Below are 25,193 nucleotides of genomic sequence, written 5' to 3'. Positions count from 1 at the left end.
AATCTTATACAAAACGGCATTCCCTTTACAGTCGTGTAAAGGAAATGCCGTTTTTCTGCAATATAACGTTTCCGCTACGCGCGCTTTTTGTTAAGTGCGTTGTACAAGCCGGAGCAAGCTGCGCTTGCAACAAAAGCCTTAATCAAATCGCCAATCATGAAGATAATCAAGGTTGCGGCGGCAGTTGAAAGTGGCATGCCAGTTAGGTAGCTTTGACCGAAAATGCCGAATGCGTAAATCACGATCGTGCCGATTATAGAAGCCACAGAGTAAGTGCAGAAGCGTGCGAAAGTCTTCTTGAAGGAGTTTTCTGGCATCATTGCGTCAAGAGCTACGTCAAATACGCGCTTCAAAGCTGCAGTTGCAGCAACGCCAAATATGAAACCGGCTAAGAATCCTGCAGTAGGGCCAACAAAAACAGCCCAGCCGCCCTTAAAGCCAGCAAACACAGGCAAACCTGCCGCGCCAACAGCAAGATACATAACTACAGAAGCTACGCCTTCGCGCCAGCTCAAAGTTAAACCAATAATGCACAAAACAAGAGTTTGCAACGTAATAGGCACAGGAGTAATAGGAAGATAAATTGCGCCTGCCATGGTAGAAAGAGCCAAAAGCACAGTGAGAAGCGCTGGCTTTGCAAGCCATGCTGCAGCTACTTTCAACTTATTTGCAACGTTTGAATTTGCTGAAGCTGTTGCTGCATTATTTTGATTTATGTTAGTCATGAAAACCTTCTTTTGGTTATTTCCGGTTTGCCGTTTGCAGCTAATAGGTTGTCAATTAAACGGTTTTGCCGGTTGTTTTCCGTTTCGCTAATCACATTACGTGCCTAAAAAATCATGTGCATTGGAGAAGTGTACAAAATTTTGCTCTAGCTTTTGTGTATGTCGACTCATCCGTAAACGCAACTTTTCTAATATCTTGTAACGTATGGTTACGAATATCAAAAAAATTCTCATCGCAAACCGCGGTGAAATTGCCTTGCGAGTTATTCGCACGGCTCACGAAATGGGCATTTCTACCGTTGCTATTTATGCACCGACTGATCGCAACGCGCAGTTTGTAGAAATGGCAGACGAAGCGTACGCACTTTCCGGAGACACGTATCGTGATACTTATTTAAACGAAGATGCGATTCTTGACATTATTAAAAGAAGCGGCACGGATGCTGTGCACCCGGGTTACGGTTTCCTTTCGGAAGTTGCGTCTTTTGCGAAAAAAGTTAACGATGCTGGGGTTATTTGGATTGGTCCTCGCCCGGAAGCTCTTATTGATTTGGGAGATAAGATTACGGCTCGTCGCGTGGCAGTTCGCGCGAAAGTGCCGCCAGTTCCAGGCATTTCGGAGCCGGTAAAAGATATTCGAGAACTTTTAACTTTTGCGCAAACGCACGGATATCCTGTGATGATGAAGCGCACGGATGGCGGTGGCGGACGCGGCATTACAGTCGTTCGTAACGATGACGAGTTGCGAGGCTTTTACATGAATCACGACGCTCTTCAGGGCGGCGACTTAGATGAATATTTTATTGAGCGTTTTATCGACAAGGCTCGCCACGTTGAAACGCAGTGCGGCCGCGACGCTCACGGAAATTTCACCGTATATTCCACGCGCGATTGCTCGGTGCAGCGCCGAAACCAAAAGCTGGTTGAGGAAGCTCCTGCACCGTTCTTGACCGACGATGAAAAAGATCAGCTTTACCGATATTCTCGTAACCTATTTGAAGCTGTTGACTACGTTGGTCTTGGCACGTGCGAATATATGGTGACTTCTCAGCATAAAGTCTACTTCTTGGAAGTTAATCCGCGATTGCAAGTTGAGCACACGGTTAGTGAGGAAGTTAGTGGACTTGATTTAGTGCGAGAACAGCTCAATATTGCTGACGGCGGCGAGTTGATTAAGGATCCAGAACCTCGCGGACACAGCTTCGAGCTTCGCATTACTTCGGAAGATCCTGCTACGAATTTGACTCCAAGTTCCGGCACTTTAACGAAAATAAAGTGGCCTTCCGGTCCTGGTATTCGCGTCGATTTTGGTGTTGAAGTTGGCGATAATATTTCGCCAAAATTCGATTCGATGATGGGCAAGCTTATTATTACTGCGCAAAGTCGCGAAACTGCTGTCGCTCGCGTGCGTCGCGCTTTGAAGGAACTTTGTATTGAGGGCGTGCCAACTCCAGCAAAACTTTTTGAGCAGATTTTTAACGACCCTGAGTTTACTGCGGAAAATCACAGTTTTGACGTGTCTACTAAGTGGATGGAACGCAAGTATTTGAACCGCGTTCCTGCAGCTTCCTTGGGCGGTCAGCCGGCTTCGCTTGTTTCTGGAAAGTCTGCGGATGAATCCGAAAATAAGCAGCCTGCAATGGAATCCTTCATTATTGAGGTTGATAATAAGCGCGTAAAGCTTACGATTCCGCAAGATATTGTTGATAATTTGACTGGTTCTGCGCGAGTTCGTAGCGTTTCTAGAGCTTCGCAGCCTTTGCGCGGACGTTCGCTTCGCGGAAGTACTCACAAATCTGAAGAACAAAAGCAGATTCCTGGCGTAATCGCAGCGCCTATGCAAGCTGTTATTACGCGCGTGAATGTGGCTGAAGGACAGCAGGTTGCTAAGGGTGATTTGCTTGTGGTGCTTGAGTCTATGAAGATGGAAAATTACGTTTACGCGCCGGCTGCTGGTACTGTTACTGGAATTTTTGTGGGGCCTGGTGACGGCGTGGAATCGGGCGCAAAGCTTGTGACGATTGATCTTGCTGGAGACAAAAGCGCAGATAAAGGCGCAGAAAAATCTTCCGAAAAAAGCGATGAAAAGCTGGAAGGAGAGCAGAAATGAGCGCTTTAGTAAAAGAAAAGTCTGAAATCTCTGAAACTTCAGCGAAAACAGTTAGTAACTCTTCTGTTAATAGCTCTGCTGACGATACAAACTTGCAGCCTCGTCGCGGAAAAGCTGCAGTTCAGCACGCAGCACAACTTGCTCGTGACGCAGAACAAAAAGCTTTAGAACGTCAGCACGCAAAAGGAAAGTCAACTGCAAGAGAGCGTCTTGACTTGCTTTTTGACACCGGATCGTTCGTGGAAATCGGACGTTTTAACGGTGGTGACATTAATAACGACGTTGCAGGGTGCGCTGTAATCACCGGATTTGGCGAAGTCTATGGCAGAAAAGTTGCAGTTTATGCACAAGACTTTTCCGTGCGCGGCGGAACTTTAGGCAAAGCTGAAGGCGAGAAAATCTGCCATCTTTTAGATATGGCTGTTGAACTTCGCGTGCCAGTTGTTGCCGTAATTGATTCCGGCGGCGCTCGCATTCAAGAAGGTGTGAGCGCGCTTATGCAATACGGGCGTATCTTCAAAAAAACTTGCGAAGCGAGCGGCTTAATTCCGCAAATCTCAATTATTCTGGGTCCTTGCGCTGGCGGTGCAGTTTATTGTCCTGCGTTAACAGATTTGATTATTATGACTCGCGAGCACTCAAACATGTTTGTAACCGGTCCGGATGTTGTTAAAGCTGCAACCGGCGAGGCTATTAGCATGGACGATTTGGGCGGCGGTCTTGTGCATAACGCAACTTCCGGTGTCGCTCACTATTTGGGAGAGGATGAAGCTGACGCAATTGACTACGCGCGCACAGTTTTGGCTTATTTGCCATCTAGCTGCGAGGTAGAGCCTCCAACTTTTGCATATTCTGCTACTCGTGCCGATCGCGAAACTGCGCGCGAGTTGGCGAATATTGTGCCAGATAACGACCGTCAGCCTTACGATGTGCTCGACGTGATTCGCAGAATTGTTGATTATGGTGAGTTCGTGCAAGTGCAGGAATTGTATGCTGCTTCTGCAGTGGTTGGTTTTGCTTGCATTGAGGGTCATCCTGTTGGAATCGTAGCAAATCAGCCGAAGGTGAACGCTGGTATTTTGGATGTAAATTCTTCCGAAAAAGTCGCGCGATTTGTGCGATTGTGTGATGCGTTTAATTTGCCTGTGGTGACTCTAGTAGATACTCCTGGTTATAAGCCTGGTTCAGATCAAGAGCACGCAGGAATTATTCGCCGAGGCGCGAAAGTGATTTATGCGTACGCGAACGCGCAGGTTCCGCTGGTTACGGTGATTTTGCGTAAAGCTTTCGGTGGAGCTTATATCGTTATGGGTTCCAAGTCGATGGGTGCGGACGTAAATTACGCGTGGCCAACCAGCCAGATTGCGGTTTTGGGTGCGCAAGGTGCTGTGAATATTATTCATCGTAAAGATTTGCAAAAAGCTAAAGAGCGTGGACAAGACGTTGCAGCTCTTAGAAAGCAGCTGGTTGACGAGTATGAGGCGACTACTGTTAACGCAAATCTTTCGTTGGAAACTGGGCAGATTGACGCAATGATTGACCCGGAGCAGACTCGCGATATGATTGCTGGCTCATTGAAACTTTTGCGCAGTAAAAAGCGGGTTTCCAGAACTGGAAAGCATCACGGAAATCAGCCAATGTAAGCAGATTTATAAAAATTATAGGAATTATCAAACTTATAACTAAAAACTATAGAACTTACAGAACTTATAAACCTTACAAAACTTACAGAATTTATAAAACTTATCCAAATCGACGAGAAGGAAACATCATGACAACATACTTTTTTGACCAACTCGCTAATAATCCGCACGCACTCGTGTTTGCAGGTCAGTCAACTCCGTGGGTTGAAGCTTTGCGCGAGCTTAGTTCAGACGAAGAATTAAACGCAGAACTTCACGAGTATGAAGCAGGCGCAAAAGCTTTGCTATCGCCAATTTATTCTGAGCTTTTAGCAAATGCAGGCGGCGACATAAACGTGTTTGACGCGCTAGAAAATAAGCATATGAACGCTGCAAACGCGCTTCTTAGTGTGCCTGGAATTACGCTTGCACAGTTCGGTGCAGTGCGCGACTTAACAAATCTTGGATACAACTTTGAAGTAAACAAGCCGTGCGCAGTTTTGGGTCATTCTCAAGGCGTAATCGCAGCAGAAATGGTAAAAGCTCGCATAAAAGCAAAGTCTTGGCAGAAGGCTCGTGCTCAAATCGAAGAGTTACTCGCAATTGCCTACTTAATTGGAGCTGCAGGAGATCGTGAATCTCGAATGCTTGAAATTACTGGTGACGGCGAGCATACGCCAATGCTGTCACTTAAAGGAGTTACTAAAAAGCAGGCAGAAGCGTTAATTTCCCGCGTAGAGCGCACGCGCGGTGAAGTGTCAATTGCTGTTAAAAACGCTTACAATCACGTGGTTATTGCAGGATACCCGGAAGATATGGAAGCTGTTGCAAACGAAGCGCAAAAAGAAACAAAGCGTTCGAAAAAATTGCGCGAAATGAAAGTTCGCGGTGGAGCTGTATTTGCGCCAGTTGCTGAATATTTGGATGTTACAGTTCCATTCCATTCGCCAATGCTTCAATCTGCAGTTGAGCAGGTAGTAGAGTGGGCAAATGAGGCTGGTTTGAACACTACAGTTGCTCGCGAATTGGCTGATGCAGTGCTTGTAACTCCTGTTGATTGGGCTACGCAAATTGGCGAAGTTTTGGAGCAAAACGACGCGCGCTCGCTTTGGATTTTAGACATGGGTCCTAGCGAAGTTCTCGGAAAGCTTACTGGAGTACTTGTGCAAGGAACCGGCGCTGGAATAGTAGAGGCTGCTACCTTGCGCTCGCGTGCAGAGCTTTCGACAGCTGACTCTGCTTCTGAGCCAGAGCGTACGGGCTGCTGGGCTGATTTTGCGCCTCGAGTAATCAACACGCCTGCAGGACGCAAAGTACTTACCAAATTTAGCAAGCTTACAGGCAAAGCTCCTGTGCTTCTTGCAGGAATGACACCAACGACAGTAGAGCCGGAAATCGTTGCTGCAGCAGCAAATGCAGGCTACTGGGCTGAGCTTGCTGGAGGCGGTCAAGTAACTGCAGAAGTTTTCGATCGTCATATGAAGTCGCTTGAAAATCAGCTTCGCGAAGGCGCAACTATCGAATTTAACGCCATGTTTATGGATCGCTACTTGTGGAATTTGCAATTTGGTTCGAAGCGAATCGTGCCAAAAAAGAGGCAGTCGGGAGCTCCTATTGATGGCGTGGTTATTTCTGCAGGCATTCCAGAACTTGACGAAGCTAAGGAATTAGTAGCATCTTTGCAAGCTGATGGATTCCCTTACGTAACGTTTAAGCCAGGAACAGTTGACCAAATTCGTCAAGTTGTGCGAATTGCTAAGGCTGTTGCTCCAGCAACGATTATTGTGCAGGTTGAGGGCGGTGCTGCAGGAGGTCACCATTCGTGGGAATCTCTTGACGATTTGCTTATGACAACTTACGCGCAAGTGCGCGAGTGCGAAAATTTGGTGCTTGTTGCAGGAGGCGGTATTGGCACTCCTGAGCGTGCTGCAGACTACATTTCTGGCGAATGGGCGAATGAATACGGTTTGCCAAATATGCCAGTTGATGCTGTAATGATTGGCACAGCTGCAATGACAGCAAAAGAAGCGCATACAAGCCCTGAAGTAAAGCGTATGCTTGTGGAAACTCCGGGTATTGCGATGCCGAAATCTTCTAGCATTGAAGGTTTTGATGAGGATCCGTTCGCGCCAATGGGTGAGCGTTGGGTGCCTTCTGGCAAAGTTATTGGCGGCGTGACGAGCGGTTTAAGCCATTTGCACGCAGATATTTACGAGTTAGAAAACGCTTCTGCTCGCTGCGGTCGATTGCTCGTTCATATGATGAAACATCCTGAAGAGCTTGAAGTGCGTCGCGATGAAGTAATCGAAGCACTTAACTCTACTGCAAAGCCATATTTTGGTGACGTAGAAAGCATGACTTACGCACAATTTGCTCAACGTTTCCTAGATTTGGCATATCCTTGGGTGGATCCGACTTACGCAGATCGCTACATGCATTTATTGCAGCGTATTGAAGCGCGTTTAATTAATCAAGATTCAGGCGAATTTGCTTCTATTCTGCCTTCTATTGAAGAAGTTTCTAAGCACCCTCAAGCTGCTTTATATACGCTGATTGACGCGTTGCCTCAAGCTCGCGAGATGAACGTTGTGCCAATGGATGCCGCATGGTTCCCAACTTTGGTGCGCGAATATCCGAAGCCAATGCCATTCGTGCCAGTTATTGACAACGATTTGTTGCGTTGGTGGGGTCAAGATCAGCTTTGGCAGTCGGAAGATTCGCGTTACTCGGCAGATGCTGTGCGCGTAATTCCAGGACCGATTTCCGTGGCTGGAATTACGACTATGGATGAGCCGATTGCCGATATTCTGGGACGTTTTGAAGCAGCTGTGCTCAATCGTGCAGAATCTGGAGCGGAAACTGGAGCGGAAACTGGAGTAGAAGCAGAAAATAAGGAAAATGCGGCGAGCAAGTCTTCAAAATCTGCTTTTAGTCAGATTGCTGATGCTAAAAACGTTGAAGCTTACGTGCGTGCATGCCCGAATATTTCTTGGGTTGGTCATGTAACTGCAAACCCTGCTTACGGAACGTCTTTAGGAGACGAAAATTACGTAATTACAGTAACTTCTAGTAATAATGACGTAATTTCGCTTGATTTAGATATTAAGCTAGATACATTCTGGGATAATCAAGAAAATCAGGAAGCAAAACACTCCACAAAAAACGCTGCAAACTCACCAAAACGCAAGCATGCAGTACGAGATATTGTAATTCCGCTAACTGTTGACGCAAGTCAAGCTGGAAGCATACCAGTAGTTGACCGCGAGCGCTTGCCAAAGCACGTGTACGAAATGCTTGCAGCAACCGCAGGTATTGGAAATACAGCGATTACTGGCGATGTGCTTGACGCTATGCCTAAGGTTGAAACAGTAAAAGAAGATGGCAGTTTGGCAAAATTGCCGGAAGATTTGATGGCAGAAGGTTATAGAGATTTCCCGTTTGGATTGGTTCATTCTTCCTATACTTTCTCAAGAAATCTTGGAATTGATCACGAGTCTGCTACTGCTGGAAGACTTCCAGATGGATTGCTTGCTTCTCGCATTGTGCCAGACGCGTTAGTAGGTCCTGCTTGGCCGACTATTTACTCGGCTTTGGGTTCCGTAATGGTTGATGGATACCCGATTATTGAGGGTCTGCTTAACGCTGTTCACTTAGATCATTTAGTAGAGCTTGACGTCGATGCTGAAGATTTTAAAAAGTATGTCGACAAGCGAATTAATTTGCTCGGCTGGGCTGAGCCGTATGCAGAATCTGCTTCCGGACGCGTGGTAACTATTCACGTAGTGCATACTGCTGCAGATGGAACTCGTTTGGCTCACGAAACTGAGCGTTTTGCTATTCGTGGACGAAGCTTCAGCAATGCGCTTCCTGCTCCAGCTGCGCAATATGGCGAAGCTGCAGGATTGCACGGATATGAAATTGAAGACACTCCTCGCAGAGCTTTGCGCAGAGTAGTCGTTCGCGCTCCTCACGATATGACCGCTTTCGCGCGTACTTCTGGAGATTTCAACCCAATTCACACTTCTAAGCGAGGTGCTGCAATTTCCGGTCTTTCTGCTCCTTTGGTACACGGTATGTGGCTTTCTGCAACAGCTCAGCATGTGGCTCAAGCGGTTGATGAAAAAGGTGCTCGCTACGAGCTCATTGGTTGGTCCTACAACATGTACGGCATGGTTCAGCTTGATGACGAAGTAGAAATCACAGTTGAGCGCGTTGGTAAAGTTCGTCGCGGTGGACTTGCTTTGGAAGTTACATGCCGAGTTGATGGGCAAATCGTGTCTAAAGCAAGCGCACTTACTCGCGCTCCACGTGCAGCATTCGTATATCCAGGTCAGGGTATCCAAAAGCAAGGAATGTCGCTGGATGAGCGCGCAAAGTCGCCTGCAGTGCGCGATACTTGGGAGCGAGCAGACAAGCTTACTCGCGAAAAGCTTGGATTCTCAATCCTCGCAGTCGTGCGCGATAATCCAAAGGAGCTTACTGCTCACGGCGTAACTTATCACCATCCTGAAGGATTGCTTAATTTAACGCAATTTACGCAAGTTGCGCTCGCAACAGTTGCCTTTGCGCAAACCGCGCGTTTGCGTGAAGCGGGATGCGATATTTGGCCTGCTTACTTTGCTGGTCACTCGCTTGGAGAATACAATGCTTTGAGCTCCTTCGCGCAAATTATTCCACTCGAAACTGTGCTTGAATTGGTGTTCCACCGCGGATCTACAATGCATCACTTGATTGAGCGCGATGCGCAAGGTCGCTCGAACTACCGCATGGGTGCGCTTCGACCAAACCAGTTTGGAGTGTCAGACGAAGGTGTGAACGCTTACGTTGATGGCATTTCCAAGGCTACTGGCGAATTCTTGCAAATTGTAAACTACAACTTGGCAGGTCAGCAGTACGCAATTGCTGGAACTATTAAAGGCTTGAAGGCATTGGCGGCAGACGCTTCTAAGCGCGCTAAGGAGTATGGCGGCAAGCCTCCATTCATGTTTGTTCCAGGAATTGACGTGCCGTTCCACTCTCGAATTCTTCGAAAGGGTGTGCCGGAATTCCGCGACAAGCTCGATTCGCTGCTGCCGAAGCATATTGATTACTCTGTGCTTGTAGATCGTTACATTCCAAACCTCGTGGCTTGCCCGTTTGAGCTTACGCGAGAATTTGCGCAAAAGATTTTGGATGTTGTGCCATCTGAGCGCATTGAAGCAGCTTTGGAAGATGAAACTACGTGGAAATCTTATGCAGAGGATGAGCAGAAGCTTGGTAGATTGCTTCTTACGGAGCTTCTTTCATGGCAGTTCGCTTCTCCAGTTCGCTGGATTGAAACGCAGGCTCTTATGTTTGCCGATCGCGCTCGCGGTGGTCTTGGCGTTGAAGAGTACGTTGAAGTTGGTTTAGGAAACGCGCCAACTTTGGCAAATCTTGGTGCTAAAACTCTTGCTTTGCCGGAGTTTAGTGGCGAAAAAGTGACTGTTTACAACGTTGGTCGTGATGAAGGCCGCGTTTATATGACTGACACTGATTCGCTTGTGCCTGAAGTGTTTACTGAGGAAGATAGTCAAGAAGCAAGTAGCATTGCTGATGCGACTGCTGCTCCTGCAGCTCCTGCAGCAAATGTTGCCTCTGCTGCTCCTGCGGCTTCTGCTCCTGCAGCTAATGCAGCAGCAAGCGGACCTGTAGCAGACTTGCCATTCAAAGCATCCGACGCAATCTCAATGCTTATTGCGTATAGTGCAAAAATTCGCCTCGACCAAATCGGAGACACTGACACAACTGATACTCTTACAAACGGCGTATCTTCACGCAGAAACCAGCTTCTTATGGATATTAGTTCCGAGCTTGGCGTGGCAAGCGTGGATGGTGCTGCAGAAGCTCCAATGAGTGCGCTTAAAAAGTTAGTTGATTCGGTTGCTCCGCGCTATAAGGCTTTTGGTGCTGTGCTTTCCGATATTGTGCGCGAACGTTTGCGTGCGCTTTTCGGTGCAGCCGGTGTGAAACCAGCGCAAATTGACAAGCGAATCTCTGAAGTCTGGCAGCTTGGCGAAGGCTGGCGTGCGCACGTTCTTGCGGCTTTGGTTTTGCAAACGCGTGAAGGTGCTAGCGTGCGCGGTGAAAATCTTGCGCAACTTTCAACTGATCCTGCAAAGAATACTGCTGCAGCTGACGCTTTAATCGACGCAGCAATTGCGCAAGTTGCTCAAGCTCACGGCGTTAGCGTTTCTCAGCCTGGTGCTGCTGGCGGCGCAGGCGGTGCTGTTGTTGATTCTGCAGCTCTTGACGCTTTCGCTCAGCAGGTTGTTGGCGCAGATGGCGTACTTGCTGCAACTGCTAAGTTTGTGCTAGCAAAGCTTGGTGTTGAGGCTCCTAAAGCAGAAACTGAAAGTGACGAAAATGCTGCTGTTGTGTCTGCTGTTGAAACTGAGCTTGGTGCGGATTGGCCAAAGCAAGTTGCTCCTCGATTTGATGAGCGTAAAGCAATTCTTTTCGACGACCGCTGGGCCTCTGCTCGTGAAGACGTTGCTCGCTTGTACTACAAGTATGCTGGAAAGAATGTTGATATTCAGGTAAATGAAGTTTCTGAAATCTTAAATGATTTTGGTAGTTTCCTTGGTGCAGGGGAAGCAGTAGCTTCGGAAGCTGAGTGGTTTGCAAGTCTTTCTAAATCTCGCGAATTAAACAATCTTGCAACAATATTTAATGATATTGCTCACGATTCTCGCACTAAACTTGCGCAAAACAACGCTGATACTGCTCAAGCGACTCGTTTTGCAGGAGAAGTTGCAGTAGTTACAGGTGTTGCTCCTAATTCGATTGCTGCTCGCGTAGTAACGGGCTTGCTTAAGGGTGGAGCTACGGTTATCGCAACTTCGCACAGTTTCAAGCCGAGCGTTAAGTCTTGGGCGAAGAAAGCGTATCGCGAAAACGCTCAAATGGGCGCAAAGTTGTGGCTTGTTCCAGCAAACTTGTCTAGCTACCGCGATGTTGACGCGCTTGTAAAGTGGGTTGGCACAGTTTCGAAGAAAGTTAGCGGCGCAACTACTACTATTTTGAAGCCTGCGTACGAGCCGAATATGTTCTTCCCATTCGCAGCGCCTCCAGTTCACGGAACTTTGGCTGATTCTGGTTCGCTTTTTGAATCGCAATCGCGCTTAATGCTGTGGGGAGTGGAGCGTGCAATCGCTGGATTTGCGCAAATTGGAGCAGATACTGATGTGCAACATCGTATGCACGTTGTGTTACCTGGCTCTCCAAACCGCGGTATGTTTGGCGGCGATGGTGCTTATGGCGAAGTCAAGAGTGCTTTCGATGCGATTGTGAACCGTGCGCATGCAGAAAGTGTGTGGTCGGATCGCGTGACTTTTGCGCATCCTAAGATTGGATGGGTGCGTGGAACCGGCTTGATGGGTGGAAATGATCCGCTTGTGGCTGTAGTTGAACGTCATGGCTTAACTACCTACTCGACGCAAGAAATGGCAGATCGTTTGCTTGATTTGTGCACGAAGGAAGCGCGCGAACAGGCTGCAATTGCGCCTTTGGATGTTGATTTTACGGGTGGATTAGGCAAGGAGCCTCTTGATTTGAATGCTCTTCGTGCAGAAGCGCTGGAAGATCAGAAGCGTGCTGAAGCTGCGGAAGAAGCGGCGGAAGCTGTAGAAGAAGCTGCAGAATCTTCTGCTAAATCAACTGCTAAATCAACCAACAAAGCACTTCCAACTCCTTACGTGCCAACTCAGCCGCGAGTCAACTTGGCTGATTGGAAGAACGTAACAGCGCGTCCAGAAGACGAAATTGTGATCGTCTCAGTCGGCGAGCTTGGACCGTGGGGTTCCGGACGTACTCGTTTCGAAGCAGAACTTGGAATTCGCGAAGATGGATCCGTGGAGCTTTCTGCAGGAGCAGTGCTGGAATTGGCTTGGAATATGGGCTTGCTTACTTGGCAGGATTCACCAAAGCCAGGCTGGTACGATGCGGACGGCACGCTTGTTCCAGAAGAAGATATTGCAGAGAAATATCGCGATGAAGTAGTTGCGCGCTCGGGTATTCGACCATTCGAAACCGGCATGGGCGGCGACTACAAGGATGGAGCGAACGAAGAAGAAGCAGAAATCTTCCTCGATCACGACGTGAGCTTCAGCGTTCCAACAGAAACAATTGCGCGCGAATATGTGGCACTTGACGAATCGCACACTGAGATTGCTCGCGATGCAGAATCTGGCGAATGGACTGTTACGCGCAAGGCAGGTTCTATGATTCGCGTACCGCGTAGGGCTGCAATGACCAGAACCGTCGGTGGACAATTCCCTAAGGGCTTCGATCCGCTGAAGTGGGGAATTCCTGCTTCAATGGTTGGAAGTGTTGACACGATTGCGTTGTGGAATATTGTCACAACTGTAGACGCTTACATTTCTGCTGGTTTCACACCTTCGGAGATTTTGCAATCTGTGCATCCGTCAATGGTTGCTTCCACGCAAGGAACCGGTTTCGGTGGCATGAGCTCAATGCGAAAACTGTACTTGGATCGCTTCCTTAACCACGAAATTCCTACGGACGTACTGCAAGAGGCGCTTCCAAACGTTGTTGCAGCTCACGTAATGCAAACCTATATCGGCGGCTACGGAAATATGGTTCAGCCGGTGTCTGCATGCGCAACTGCAGCTGTTTCGCTCGAAGAAGGCGTCGACAAGATTGCTCTCGGCAAAGCTGACTTCGTAGTAACTGGCGCAATTGACGATATCGGCGTGGAATCCGTAGTTGGCTTCGGCAATATGAACGCAACTGCCAATAGCGAAGAAATGTATGCGAAGGGCATCGATCCACGATTCTTCTCTCGCGCAAACGATCGCAGACGCGGCGGCTTCCTTGAAGCTCAAGGTGGCGGTACGATTTTGGTTACGCGTGGCGATATTGCTTTGAAGCTTGGCTTGCCTGTTGCTGGTGTGGTTGGTTTCATTCACTCCTACGCTGACGGCATTCACACTTCTATTCCTGCTCCGGGCTTGGGTGCTTTGGCTGCGGGCATGGGTGGAGCTAAGTCTAAGCTCGTGCGTGATTTGGCAGCTCTCGGCGTTACTCCGGACGATATTGCTGTGGTTTCTAAGCACGATACGTCTACGAATGCAAACGATCCGAACGAATCCGAGCTGCACAATACTCTTGCGCACGCAATCGGACGCACGGACGGAAATCCACTGTTCGTAATCAGCCAAAAGACGCTGACCGGGCACGCAAAGGGTGGCGCGTGCATCTTCCAAATCAACGGTTTGACGCAACTGTTTAGAAGTGGCGTAATTCCTGGAAACGCATCACTTGACTGCGTGGATCCTAAGCTTGCGCGCGACGACCACATGGTTTGGTTGCGTGAGCCGATGCGGATTGGCGATGGTGCAGGTTCTTGTGCAGTGAAGGCTGCTCTCGCAACTTCGCTCGGCTTCGGTCATGTTAGCGGATTTGTGGCATTGGTTCACCCTGGTGCTTTTGAGGCTGCTGTGGCTGCTAGCGCAGGTGTTGATGCGCTTAAGAATTGGCGTACCAAGGCAAATGCGCGTTTGGCTGCAGGTCAGAGGCGATTTGAGGAAGGCATGATGGGTCGATCTGCTTTGTTCGAGCCTGTTGAGAATCGTCACTTGCTGAAGGATGGCACGCGCCTTCCGGATGGCACTCGCTACGACGGTCACGAAGCAGAAAAGGCGATGTTGCTTAATCCTGAAGCTCGCCTTAACGCTAATGGATACTACTGCTGAGCCTAAGTAGTTGCAAATGTAAAGAAAAGGTCGGATTTTAGCTTAAATCCGACCTAAATTTTACAGGTGTGTAAAATAAAGGTCGTTTTTTAGGCGAAATCCGGCAGAAACTTTACACCGTTGTGCACTTCGCTCGCTGCGCTTTGAGCACTACAGTATGTCAACGCGAAATAGTGGGCAAAAACCTGTATATTAAAATGCTCTGTGGTTGAGTAGTTATCGCAATTTGCGAATTTTCTCTTCCACAGAGCATTTAGTTATTTAGTTATTTGGTTTATTTAGTTTTGTGGTTTATGCTGACTATTTCCCAGCATGTACGCCTTACTTGCGCTTCCTTTTGCGAGCAATAACAGCAATCGCTCCACCTATTGCTACTGCAAATGCTGCAACAGCTCCTGCAGCAGCAATAGCGGCTCCAGTGTTACTCAGATTTGAAGTAGTAACCTTACCGGATGAGTGCCGTGCCGGAGCGTTATTTGCTACGTTCTTCGCGTTGCTTGCATTTTGCTTTACAGAGTCTGAATCAGACTTATTCTCATTAGATTCTTGAGTTTTAGCAGTTTGGGTTTGCTGCTTATTGTCCTTAGAATCTTGCTCTTGTTCCTTCTTGTCGCTTTGATTTTGCTCAGTAGGTTCTTCTGGAAGTTGCTCAGGAAGAACGTCAGGAAGCTTATCAGGAAGCGGTGAAGGAGACGGCAAAGGAGACGGCGTTGGGTTTCCTGTTGGGTTTGCTCCAGCTGTGCCTGTTACTTCTGGAGAAGTAGTTTCACCCTTCTTCGATTTCGCAGTGATTTGGGTATTGTCTTTTATCTTATTCGCTGGAATCGTTACTTTACCAGTAGTTGGATCAACTGTTACGCCTTCTGGAGCTTTTCCGTCAAATGTCCACTTGCCGTCCGTTCCTTTCTTCACTCTGATTGTTACGAGTGTAGAAGGAGTGGTATCAGGCGCTGGAGTTGGGGTAGGTGTTGGGGTAGGTACTGGTGTTGGTGTTGGAACCAACGGGGAACCAGGAATAGAGATTCCAGGTATTTCACCAGCCGCTCCAGTTCCTTCAGGAGTGTATGTAATCTCCATAGAATCAGCGTCAGATGGTGGTGTAACAGTTGCAGAGCCCTGCTCGGCACCATCTTGTGGTGTTACCACAAGTGGCCTGTCTGTTGGGATAGGCGTTGGAGTTGGTGCAGGCTTCTCCTTTTCGCCAACTTTAGCAGTTACCACTTCTGACTTGCTCTTGCCAGTCTTATCGCTACTGTCTTCTGATTGCGCAGTAATAGTGCTACCGTGCTTAATCTTGTTTGCTGGAATCGTAACAACGCCAGTTTGCGGATCAACAGTCACGCCGTTAGGTGCAGAGCCGTCAATCTTCCACTCATGCTTATCGCCTTCAGCAACAACGGTAATCGTTGCGGTTGTTTCACTGCCTTCTGGCGTGTAGGTAATTACAACCTTGTTGACACGAGTATCCGTGAGATCCGGCGTTACGCTAGCGCCACCATTGGTTGGAGTGTCAATCTTTGGCTTAGTAATATTTCCGCCGATAGTAATATTTACGCTATCACCCGTCTTTGCACCGTCACCCTTACCATTGGTTGGCGTGAGGGTGACGATAGCACCAGGCTTTTGCTTCGGGATAGTAATAGTGAAGTTGCCATCTTTATCTGCAACGCCACTTCCTATTTCCTTGCCCTTTTCGTCGGTAACAATTACCTTCGCGCCTGGAAGCGTCTTTCCAGTGATGATTTGTTTAGTAGAATCATATGGATTGTCTTTTAGCGTTTGCTTGGTAATCTGCGGAGTCTTAAAGCCGGTTACAGCAGTAGCAGGATCAGATGGTTTATCCGTCTTGTTCTTAGCTACTGCAGTAATAGTGCTACCGTCTTCCAAGTCTTTTGCCGGAATCGTAACAACGCCAGTTTGCGGATCAACAGTTACACCTTCTGGAGTGTCTCCGTCAATCTTCCACGTGCCGTCATCACCCTTCTTGACAATAATTGTCTGTTCTGGCTTTTCTGGACCGTTAAGCGGATTTGGCTTGTCGTTAATCACAATCTTGACAACGTTTTCATCGCCGTGTGGCGGTGTTACAGTTACGTTTCCGCCGTTCTTGTGATCGTCGGTTGGTACCGTAATCTTTGGCTTTTGTGGCTTAGCAGTAACTTTTACTTCTACTGGAGTGCCTTCGTTATTACCCTTGCTTGGAACAAGCTCGAGTTTTGTACCAGGATCCTTCTTATCGATTTCGATAGTGAAGTTTCCGTCTTTGTTGGCATCTCCAGTACCAACAGTATTACCGTCATTGTCTTTGACAGTTACTGTGTTTCCTGGCTGAGTTTTACCAGTAATAGTGGTCTTATCAGGCTTATCTGGTGTGTTCTCGGCTTTGTCATCGTTGATAAATGGCTTGTCTTTATCCACAACGTTTACTTTTACTGTTACATTCACAGGAGTTGTAATATCCGGAATATTTACAACAACAGTTCCAGTTTGCTCACCAGTACTAGACGTTGATGGCTTACCGTTAGTTGCCCAAGTAAATGTGGTTTTCTCAGGGAAGTCACCATTATTGGCAATCATGTCTTTTGGATCCGGCAAAGCGGAGTCTTTTTGCACGTTTACCGTCTTGCCTTTTGGATTTGGCACAACGAGCACGTTGACTGGAATGTCAACATCTGGCTCGCCATCCACCTTAACAGTCACAATTCCTGGCTGGTTGCCAGTCTTTGACGTATCAGGCTTTTTCTTCCAAGAAATACTAGCATCCTTAGGTAGATTATTAATAACATCCTTTGGCTGAGGAGTGGTATCCTTGCCGTCAGTCTTTTGCAGCACGGTTACGTCTTTTCCTTCAGGAGATGCTGTAACAGTAATTTTTACAGTCACTTCTTTAGGCTTTTGTCCTGGAACAGTTACCACAACGTTTACTGTTTTTTCGCCAGTTGTAGATGTGTCTGGCTTGCCAGACTTTCCGTCTTTGCCTGTACCCCAAGTAAAGGTAGTTCCGTCTGGGAACTTATCCTTGTTCTCAATGCTGTTCTTAGGATCAGGATCGCTGTTCTGAATAACGGAGGTGTCCTTTGCCTTAGGCTCAGGAGTTACGTTCACAGTAACTTCTACATCAGCAGAAGTTCCAGGCTTTCCATTTACACCTGGAACAGTGACGGTTATTGTGCCTTTCTTGTTGTTGCCAGACTGTTTAGTATCTGGCTTAGTTTTCCACTCGAACTTAGTGCCCTTAGGGAACTTATTCTTATCGGTAGAATCCTTAATAACATCACTTGCGATTGGGAAATCTGTTCCATTTTGTGGAATGTTCACAATATTCGCTTCTGGCGTTGGCAAAACATTAACCGTTACAGGCACCTCTACAGGGGATTGACCTGGGAGGGTAACAATAATCTTGCTGTTCTTTTTGCCAGTATTGTTAGTGTCCGGTGTATCTTCCTTACTCCACTCGAACTGAGTGCCATCAGGGAATTTACTATTATTGCTAGAATCCTTAATAACATCTTCAGCTTCTGGCAACTTGCCTTTTTGTAGCACGTTGACTTCAGATGCACTTGGATCAACAACGTTTACAGTCACTGGCACTTCTTGAGAAGGCTGATCTGGAACTGTTACAACAACAGTGCCTTGCTTGTTTCCAGCTGTCTTGGTGTCTGGCTTGCTGTCTTTATTCCACTCGAAGGTGGTTCCATCAGGGAACTTATCCTTATTGGAAATCATGTCTTCTGGCTTAGGTTCCGCATCCTTTGGCACAGTCGCAACTTGCGGTGTAGCAGTTGGAGCCTTAATAATTACAGGCACGTTGATCACGGTTTTTGATCCATCCGGATACGTAATTGTTACAGGCACCTCAAACTTGCCAGCCTTATCTCCAGTAGGAATCTGAGTCTTATCTTTCTCAGCAATAGAGTAAGTTAGCTTATTTTTTTCGCCTGCTGGCCAAGTAGGAACGCTTACTTTGCTTGTAATGTCAGTGTCTGTTGGCTTTCCGCTGTCGATATTCTTTTCAAGTGGTTCAGCTTGTGGAGTATGCGTATTCGCATCTGTATCCTTAACAACCACATGAACTTTTACAGTGTCAGTTGTACCATCTGGGTATTTAACAATAACCGGTACATCGCTTTCGCCTGGAGTATTTGTATCTGGAAGCTTTTTTCCAGTTTCCACAGTCTTAGTCAGATGCTTTTTGCTATCACCACTTGGATAGTTAGGCACACTTACTTGATTAGTAATCTCGTCATTGCTAATCGTTTCGCCGTGCTTCTTCGTAAGAGTTTTAGCGGTTGGTTCGTAAGAGTCGGAATCCTTATTCAAGATTGTAACGTTTACGTCCACATCTTCGCTTGTTTTGTCCGGATAAGTTACTGTTACAGTTACCGTGTAAACTCCAGGATTTGACTTTTCCCCTGGAATCTTCTTAGTATCCTTGACTTTGTAAGAGATTTTAGTTGCATCTCCAACAAAGTGTGGAACTGTCACCTTATCAGTAATATCCTTCTCGCTAATAGTTGAGCCGTAAGGCTTTTCTAGCGTAGAAGACGTTGGTGTGTAAATATCCTTGTCAGTATCCCTAACTATCACTGGAACTTCAAGAACAACTTCTGACCCATCTGGGTATGTGACCTTAACAGGAACATTAGTTGTGCCAGTCTTAGTCATATCAGGCAAGTTGTTTTTGTTTACAAGCTCTACTTTTGTTTTGCTCTTATCCGGGGTCTTGCCATCAACTGTAGAAGTCTTTACAGCATTCTTAATGTCATCAGCGGTGATTTTATCACCACGGTTTTTCTTAACTTCGCTTGCGCTTGGTGCGTAAGTCTTAGTATCAGGCTCTCCAGTAGTAACTTTTACTGTAACGTGAGATTTGGAGCCATCAGAATACTCAACACTAACGTTAATATTTACGTCGCCAGGAGTTGTACCATCTGGAATATCGTTAGCATTTTCAACAGTTACGGAAGTTGGTTTAGGTTTATTACCGTCAAAAGTAACGTGATTCTGTACTTCATCTGCATTAGACTTTTCGCCATACTTCTTCGTTATATCAGTAACAGTTGGCTTATTTGTTTCGCTTTGTGGCTTGCCAATTGTTACCTTAACAACTGTATAATCTTCTGAACCATCCTTATAGGTGATTGTTACAGGAATATTGAAATCGCCAGCTTTAGTTCCGTCTGGAATGTTACTTGGGTTGTCAATAGCAATATTTGCGCCAGTAGGAAGCGCTGTATCTTTACCCTGCTTATCTTTAAGACTAATGCCTTTATCCTTGCCAACACCAGTAATTTTACCGGATATGTTGTCAGTCTTTGGCTTCGAGTTGTAAGCAAACGTAAGCGTATTGCCCTGTGGGTTGTAACTCTTGCTCTGTGGTTCGCCAATCTTAACTTTTACTGTGACATATCCAACAGAGTCATCGCTATACGTTATCTTTACAGGAACTTCATATGTGCCAGGTTCAGTTCCGCTAGGAATCTTGGTTTTGTCGGAAATCTCAATTGTTGTCTTTCCTGTAGGAATTTTGTTATTAGGCCAAGATATTCCGCCGCCATCAGAGGTGCTTGTTATAGAATCTTCTATTTGCTTCTTAGTAGAGCCGTAAGACTTTTCTACAGTGTTAGATTTTGGAATATGTGTTCTGCTAAGAGCAGTAGCAATAGTGACAGGAACTACAACTTCCGTCGTGGAACCATCTGGATAAGCAACAATTGCTGTAACCTTAGAGTTTCCAGAAGTCGTACCATCTGGTAATTTTTCGCCAGCTTTCACAGAAACTACCGGTTTCTTAGTTGGGTCTTTACTTATATAGTCAGTTGTTATTGCATCTTGAATGTCTTTAACAGTTACTGCTGTATTAAACGGTTTTCGGACTTGCTTTGATGTGGCTTTGTGTTCCTCTGCGCTTGTATATACAGCAATCTGAATAGGAAGTTCAGATCTATTACCAGCCTCGTCTGTTACAGTAACAGTACGGCTCCAATGTTGATCTACTACTTCGTTGGTTGGTGCTGTGCCAGTTATATGCACAATAGCAGGGTTCTTAACACTGTGGTTGCCTGCATTGTCAACTGTTAAATTAGTTTTAGTAATTCCGCAATCAGGTACATTGTTATCCAAGCTTGCGCCGACTATTTTGCCAGTGTTGTCATGAACTTTCAGTGTAAGGTCAAACTTCTGTCCGCGATGAACTTTCAGTAAGTAATGATCTTTGCCTCCATGTGATGCTGTTCCTAAATCAGGCTTTTCAATAACAGGCTTAATAGTATCCGTAACAGTAAGCTTTGGCGAAACGTCTACGTGAGAACCGTCTGGGAACGTTATGCGAATTGTAGCAGTTGTATCTTTGCCAGGCTTATTCCAATCTGGTTCTTTAACCCAAGAATACGTGGTACCTTTTGGCAAATCTTTCTTGCTAGTTTCCGAGATACCATCCTCAGCCTTTGGATGATTGTTATTATTGCCGTCAGCAGGAATGTTATGAGTTATATCCTTTGGAGTAATCTTGCTAAACTTATCTGCTTGAGTGTGCACAATAAAGCGAATTGGAAGATTAGTTTTATTTCCAGAACCATCAACTGCTACAAGAGTCCTAGAGTACGCTCCGGCAGCCATGCCATTCGGCACATTGCCTGCAATCTTTATAGCTCGAGGATCATTTTCGGAACCAGCGCCTTGCTTTGTTGCAAAATCAGATGTAGTCAAGCCTGTTAATAAACTATTAATATTCAAATCTGTAACTTTGCCACTGTTGTCGGTTGCAGTTATTTTCAGTTCGCACTTGTCACCGTGGTACGTGTCAATCTTTGTGTAACTTGTTTTGCCTTCAGTAACCTTTTCGGTTACTTCAGTCCAAGTGTCACCAGGGTCTTTCTTGTACACCTTTATTACTGGTTTCACTGTATCTTGAACTGTTACAGCTACAGGAATCTCCTTAGTTTCTCCTCCAGGAATGCTGACTTTTACTTTGCCAGGCTTTTCTTTCCCAGTTGAATTGGTTTCAGGTTTAGTAACCCAAGTGTATGTTGTTCCAGAAGGAACATTCTTGCTGTTTTCAAATATCTTCTTAGCATCATCATTAGTAAGTTTATGACCTAAGTCAACGGTAATAGGATTTGCTTTTAGCTCGTAAGGTTGCTTAACTGTTAGTTTCACTTCCTTCTCAGTTTTGTTTCCAGCAGCATCGGTAACTGAGAACTTAAGCTTGTGTTCTCCAACTTCGCTTGCTTTCATGCCGAGTATCGTAATTTTTACTTTGCGATCTTTTGGATTATCTTGTGTTCCTTGATAATCAATCTTCAAACGTGAAAAATCACCATTTACAAGTTTCGCTAACGGAGCTGCAATATTGAAGTCGTCAATTTTAATATCATCTTTTGCTTCAAGATTAAAGCTTAAGTCTTCTCCAACTTTTGCAGTTGCATCGTTTGCTGTAAGTGTTGGCTTTTGTTTATCTTCTGTAGCTTGATGGTTTTCACTTCTATCGGAAGATAAATTGAAGGTATTTGTATGTTTATCCTGAGAATTGTTGTATGAACTGCTTGTAACTGCATACACGTTTCCTGCAGGTATGCCACCAGCTACAGTAATAGTTGCTTTACCGTCTTTGATTTCAGTAGTAGAGCCAATTACGCTACCTTTGGCATCGTATAAGGTAACCGTGTTTGTGGCGTCTGGTATAAACCCAGTGCCGACGTTTACTACTACTTTCTGGTTTTTAATTTTTGCGCGACCGTTCAAATCCGTTTCAATAACAGGTGTTTTCGGCTTAACGTTAAATGTTACAGTAGTGTCTTTGCGGCTACCGTCTGTGTAATTTACTCTGACAGTGTTATTAAATTTGCCAATTGTGCTGGAATTAGGCTCTCCGCCGTACCATTCGACTTTTTGCGGCTTAACTTTATTGCCAGAATTATTTTCGAGTGTTATGTAATCGCTTGGTTGTTTAAGTTTATCCCCAACGGTTACAGCGTTCTCGCTGCCTTTTGGTGCGTGCTCAAAAGCGAGTGGCTTTCTAACTATTACAGGAATGTTCACTAGATGGTAGGATCCATCTGCATATATGATTTTTGATGCGACTTGCAGAGTGTTACGAGAATGTTTGAAATGGCTTTCGGACAGATTTGTCTTTGGTAACTTACCAATAAAGGTTACTGTACCATTGCCGTTGTTACCTTTTCCATCATTGCCTTTTATCTGATTTTCCAGTTCTTTTTCAGTCAGCTTATGACCCCAATCAACAGTAAGTGCATCGGCAGTTGGAGCCTTGTACTTCTGGTTCAGGTTCTTAAGATGTACTGTAACTTTCTTTTCTACTTTGTTTCCAGAAGCGTCGGTTGCAGAGACAGTAACCGTGTAGTCAGTATTTGCTGGCGTATTGCCGTTCTTATATTCAAACTTAATTCTACTAACAACATGGTTGTGATGCTTAGCTTCAGTTGCTTCCATGCCATTACCGTTTTCAGTGACATCGCCCTTACCGTTAGGAAGACCGTTAACTGAGAAGCTATTAACCTTTCCGCTGTCATCTGATGTGCCGAAAGTGATTGTAGGAATATCTCCCTGATATACGGTTATGCTGTTGTTGTCTTTATCGCCAATCTCCTTGCCGTTCAAATACAGCTTTGGAGGGATTTTATCGCTTTTTGTGCGCTTAAGATTTGGTTCACTCCAGCGCTCGCGACCAGAAATAAATGTATATGCGGAGTTAGTAGTAGTTCCATAACTACTCGTATTTGCTAATGTATAAGCATCTTGAATGTCGTCAAGAGTGACTCCTTGACGTAATTTTACTTTGCAATGCATGTGTACTGCGTAGTTGACGTTTATAGTTCTTAAACCAATGCCATAACTGTACTTACTGTAAACACCTTTCAGTGTTGTAGCATTGCTAATGACGCCGTCGCCTGCATTGTTGTGGAAAGTAGCATTCAAATCTTGTCTGTTGCTAGCTCCCATACGTATACCTAAGGTATACAAATAGATAGAACCATTGTGATCATTATCCTTTCCTAAGAAACCAGTGACAAATGATTTATTATTATCTTTTTCGAACAATCTGATGTCGCGTGAAAGAACAGCGTTTGTCATCTGTGGATTAGTTTGATTGCGTTTATAGAAATCAAAGGAAACATCGCTTAATGTGTCACCTTTGTAAGAACCGTCACCTTTTAAATCTGCAATTGCATAAGGAATCTGCCACATATATTGGTGTTGTGTAGAATGGGTGACCATAGATTTACCATCGTTGTTAAAGAACACATCGAAGACTAGGTATTGGTCGCTTCCGTTCTTTTCAAGATGTGCGTACATATCCGATTTCTTAGTGGTGTTATCGTATTCGCCTAAATCGGCTGTTGAACCAGTGTTTCCATTGCTGTTAGCAAAGCGATACCTCTGGAACTCAAGAATATTTGGCGTGTGCAACCAAGGAGTAGTAGTGTCTGCGCTACGCACTTCTTGCGCAAAAGCTGCCGTAGTTGGAGGAAGAAGAATATTAGAGGATACGAGGATTGGCTGACCGCCTAAGCAAGTGGCGGCAGTAAGAACTGTGGCAAGTGTGCTCAATGACACCTTGCGCATGGTAGCAGACGCGGAAGTTGCGTTCGTTTTTGCTGCGTAATATGCGCATGTGTTTGCAAATGCGCTCGTAGCTTTTTTGCTAGAGAGCTTTTTGCGAGTGTTATTTGCCATAGTATTCCCCTTGTTTTGGTTTTAACTTTTACTTCTATGAGTGCGTTTTATTCTAAACTTATGTCCATTTTTTCTATACTTATTCGTTATTTTTTTCATAACGAATACTGGCATAAATATTTATGCGCATACACATAATTCATAATATTATACAGTATTTTATTAAAGTTTATATAATTTTTTTATTATTAGATATATAACAACTTTAAAATTTTCTGCCGGGGGGGGGGGTGCTCTATGTATAAAATATTGTCATAACGACGGATTATTTAAAATTATCTAAAATTTTATCGTTTTATAGTAATTTATTCGCATATGAATTAATCACGCTTGTAGCGTTTCTTGTGCACATGCTTAAGCAGGTCGTAGCGTGCGTAATTTTCTGGCGTTTGCTGTCGTTTTTGTAGTTTTGGAAAACATTTTCCGTGATTTTCTCGGCGTTTGCTACTGCAGTAAAGAATCACGTAAGTAATTGTTGATTTAAATATATTTTATACAAGATTTTATATAGTATTTTTGCGTAGAACATAAAAATGTCAAGTACGTTATGTGTTGACGCTTAATTAATTAATTAATGTTGTATGTGTTGCATGGCTTACATGTGTTGTATAATCGCATTGTTTGTCTTATCGTTTGACAATCGAAATTATTTGGAAAGCTTTATGAGCTACATGGAATTGTATTACTTGTATTGCTTTTGCAGATGGAGGGAAAATGGACGAAAATAACCAGCAGGTTCCGCAAGCTCAGCCGGTTCCTCAAGCTCAGCCAGTCCAACAGACTTACACTCAGCCAGTCCAACAGCAGCCATACGCTCAGCAGCCTCAGCAGTCTTATGCTCAGCAACCTCAGCAACCGTATGCTCAGCCTGCTCAACAGCAGCCTTACGCTCAGCAGCCTTATGCTCAGCAGCCTCAGCAGCCTCAGCAGCCTCAGCAGCCATATGGTCAGCAACCAATGTATATTCAGCAGGCTCCTGTTTCAGGCTTGGCTGTTGCATCATTAGTTCTTGGAATTATTGGTACCATATTTGCTTGGGTACCTGTATTCACTATTATTTGGTGGGTTTTGGGTATTCTGTCTGTTATTTTTGCTGTTCTTGCAATGCGTAACACCAAGGCTGGTGTTCCAGGTGCCAAGCGTGGTCACGGTATGGCTGTTGCAGGATTGGTTCTTGGAATTATAACTATTATTATTGCTGCTTATATTCAAATTACTGTGGTCAGCAAGATTGATGCCTTTGTTAACGGTGTGAATGATTTGCAGAGCAGCTATTCTCGTTCTTATAATTATTAAATTCGCATAA

General features: G+C 45.5%; 6 protein-coding genes. 4 read left to right on the top strand and 2 right to left on the bottom strand.

The features are described from left to right. Window positions 1-74: 74 nt before the first annotated feature. On the bottom strand, window positions 75-725 hold the full coding sequence (locus HXT47_RS05775) for a biotin transporter BioY (RefSeq protein WP_112928806.1): 651 nt from the start codon (window positions 723-725) through the stop codon (window positions 75-77). 205 nt (window positions 726-930) lie between these two features. Between HXT47_RS05775 and HXT47_RS05770 the strand changes: the two genes are divergently transcribed. From HXT47_RS05770 to HXT47_RS05760, 3 genes are all read left to right on the top strand, one after another. Then, on the top strand, window positions 931-2,835 hold the full coding sequence (locus HXT47_RS05770; protein WP_112928805.1) for a biotin carboxylase N-terminal domain-containing protein: 1,905 nt from the start codon (window positions 931-933) through the stop codon (window positions 2,833-2,835). Further along, on the top strand, window positions 2,832-4,478 hold the full coding sequence (locus HXT47_RS05765) for an acyl-CoA carboxylase subunit beta (RefSeq protein WP_421789021.1): 1,647 nt from the start codon (window positions 2,832-2,834) through the stop codon (window positions 4,476-4,478). Before HXT47_RS05770 ends, HXT47_RS05765 begins: the two co-directional genes overlap by 4 nt. 128 nt (window positions 4,479-4,606) lie before the next feature. Beyond that, a complete protein-coding gene (locus tag HXT47_RS05760) occupies window positions 4,607-14,191 on the top strand; it encodes a fatty acid synthase subunit beta domain-containing protein (RefSeq protein WP_421789019.1) in 9,585 nt (3,194 codons plus the stop codon). A 321-nt stretch (window positions 14,192-14,512) separates the two neighbouring features. Here the strand turns inward: HXT47_RS05760 and HXT47_RS05755 are convergent, their stop codons facing one another. After that, the gene (locus tag HXT47_RS05755) at window positions 14,513-23,887 is read right to left on the bottom strand and encodes a Rib/alpha-like domain-containing protein (RefSeq protein WP_421789017.1); all 9,375 of its coding nucleotides are present in this window, start codon (window positions 23,885-23,887) and stop codon (window positions 14,513-14,515) included. A 714-nt stretch (window positions 23,888-24,601) separates the two neighbouring features. Between HXT47_RS05755 and HXT47_RS05750 the strand changes: the two genes are divergently transcribed. Next, on the top strand, window positions 24,602-25,183 hold the full coding sequence (locus tag HXT47_RS05750) for a DUF4190 domain-containing protein (RefSeq protein WP_410297329.1): 582 nt from the start codon (window positions 24,602-24,604) through the stop codon (window positions 25,181-25,183). Window positions 25,184-25,193 lie beyond the last annotated feature (10 nt).

This window comes from Gardnerella sp. DNF01205, assembly GCF_049244135.1.
In the GTDB taxonomy this organism is placed as follows: domain Bacteria; phylum Actinomycetota; class Actinomycetes; order Actinomycetales; family Bifidobacteriaceae; genus Bifidobacterium; species Bifidobacterium leopoldii.
Note: the sequence above shows the minus strand (reverse complement) of the source record. Positions and strands in the feature narration are given on the sequence as shown.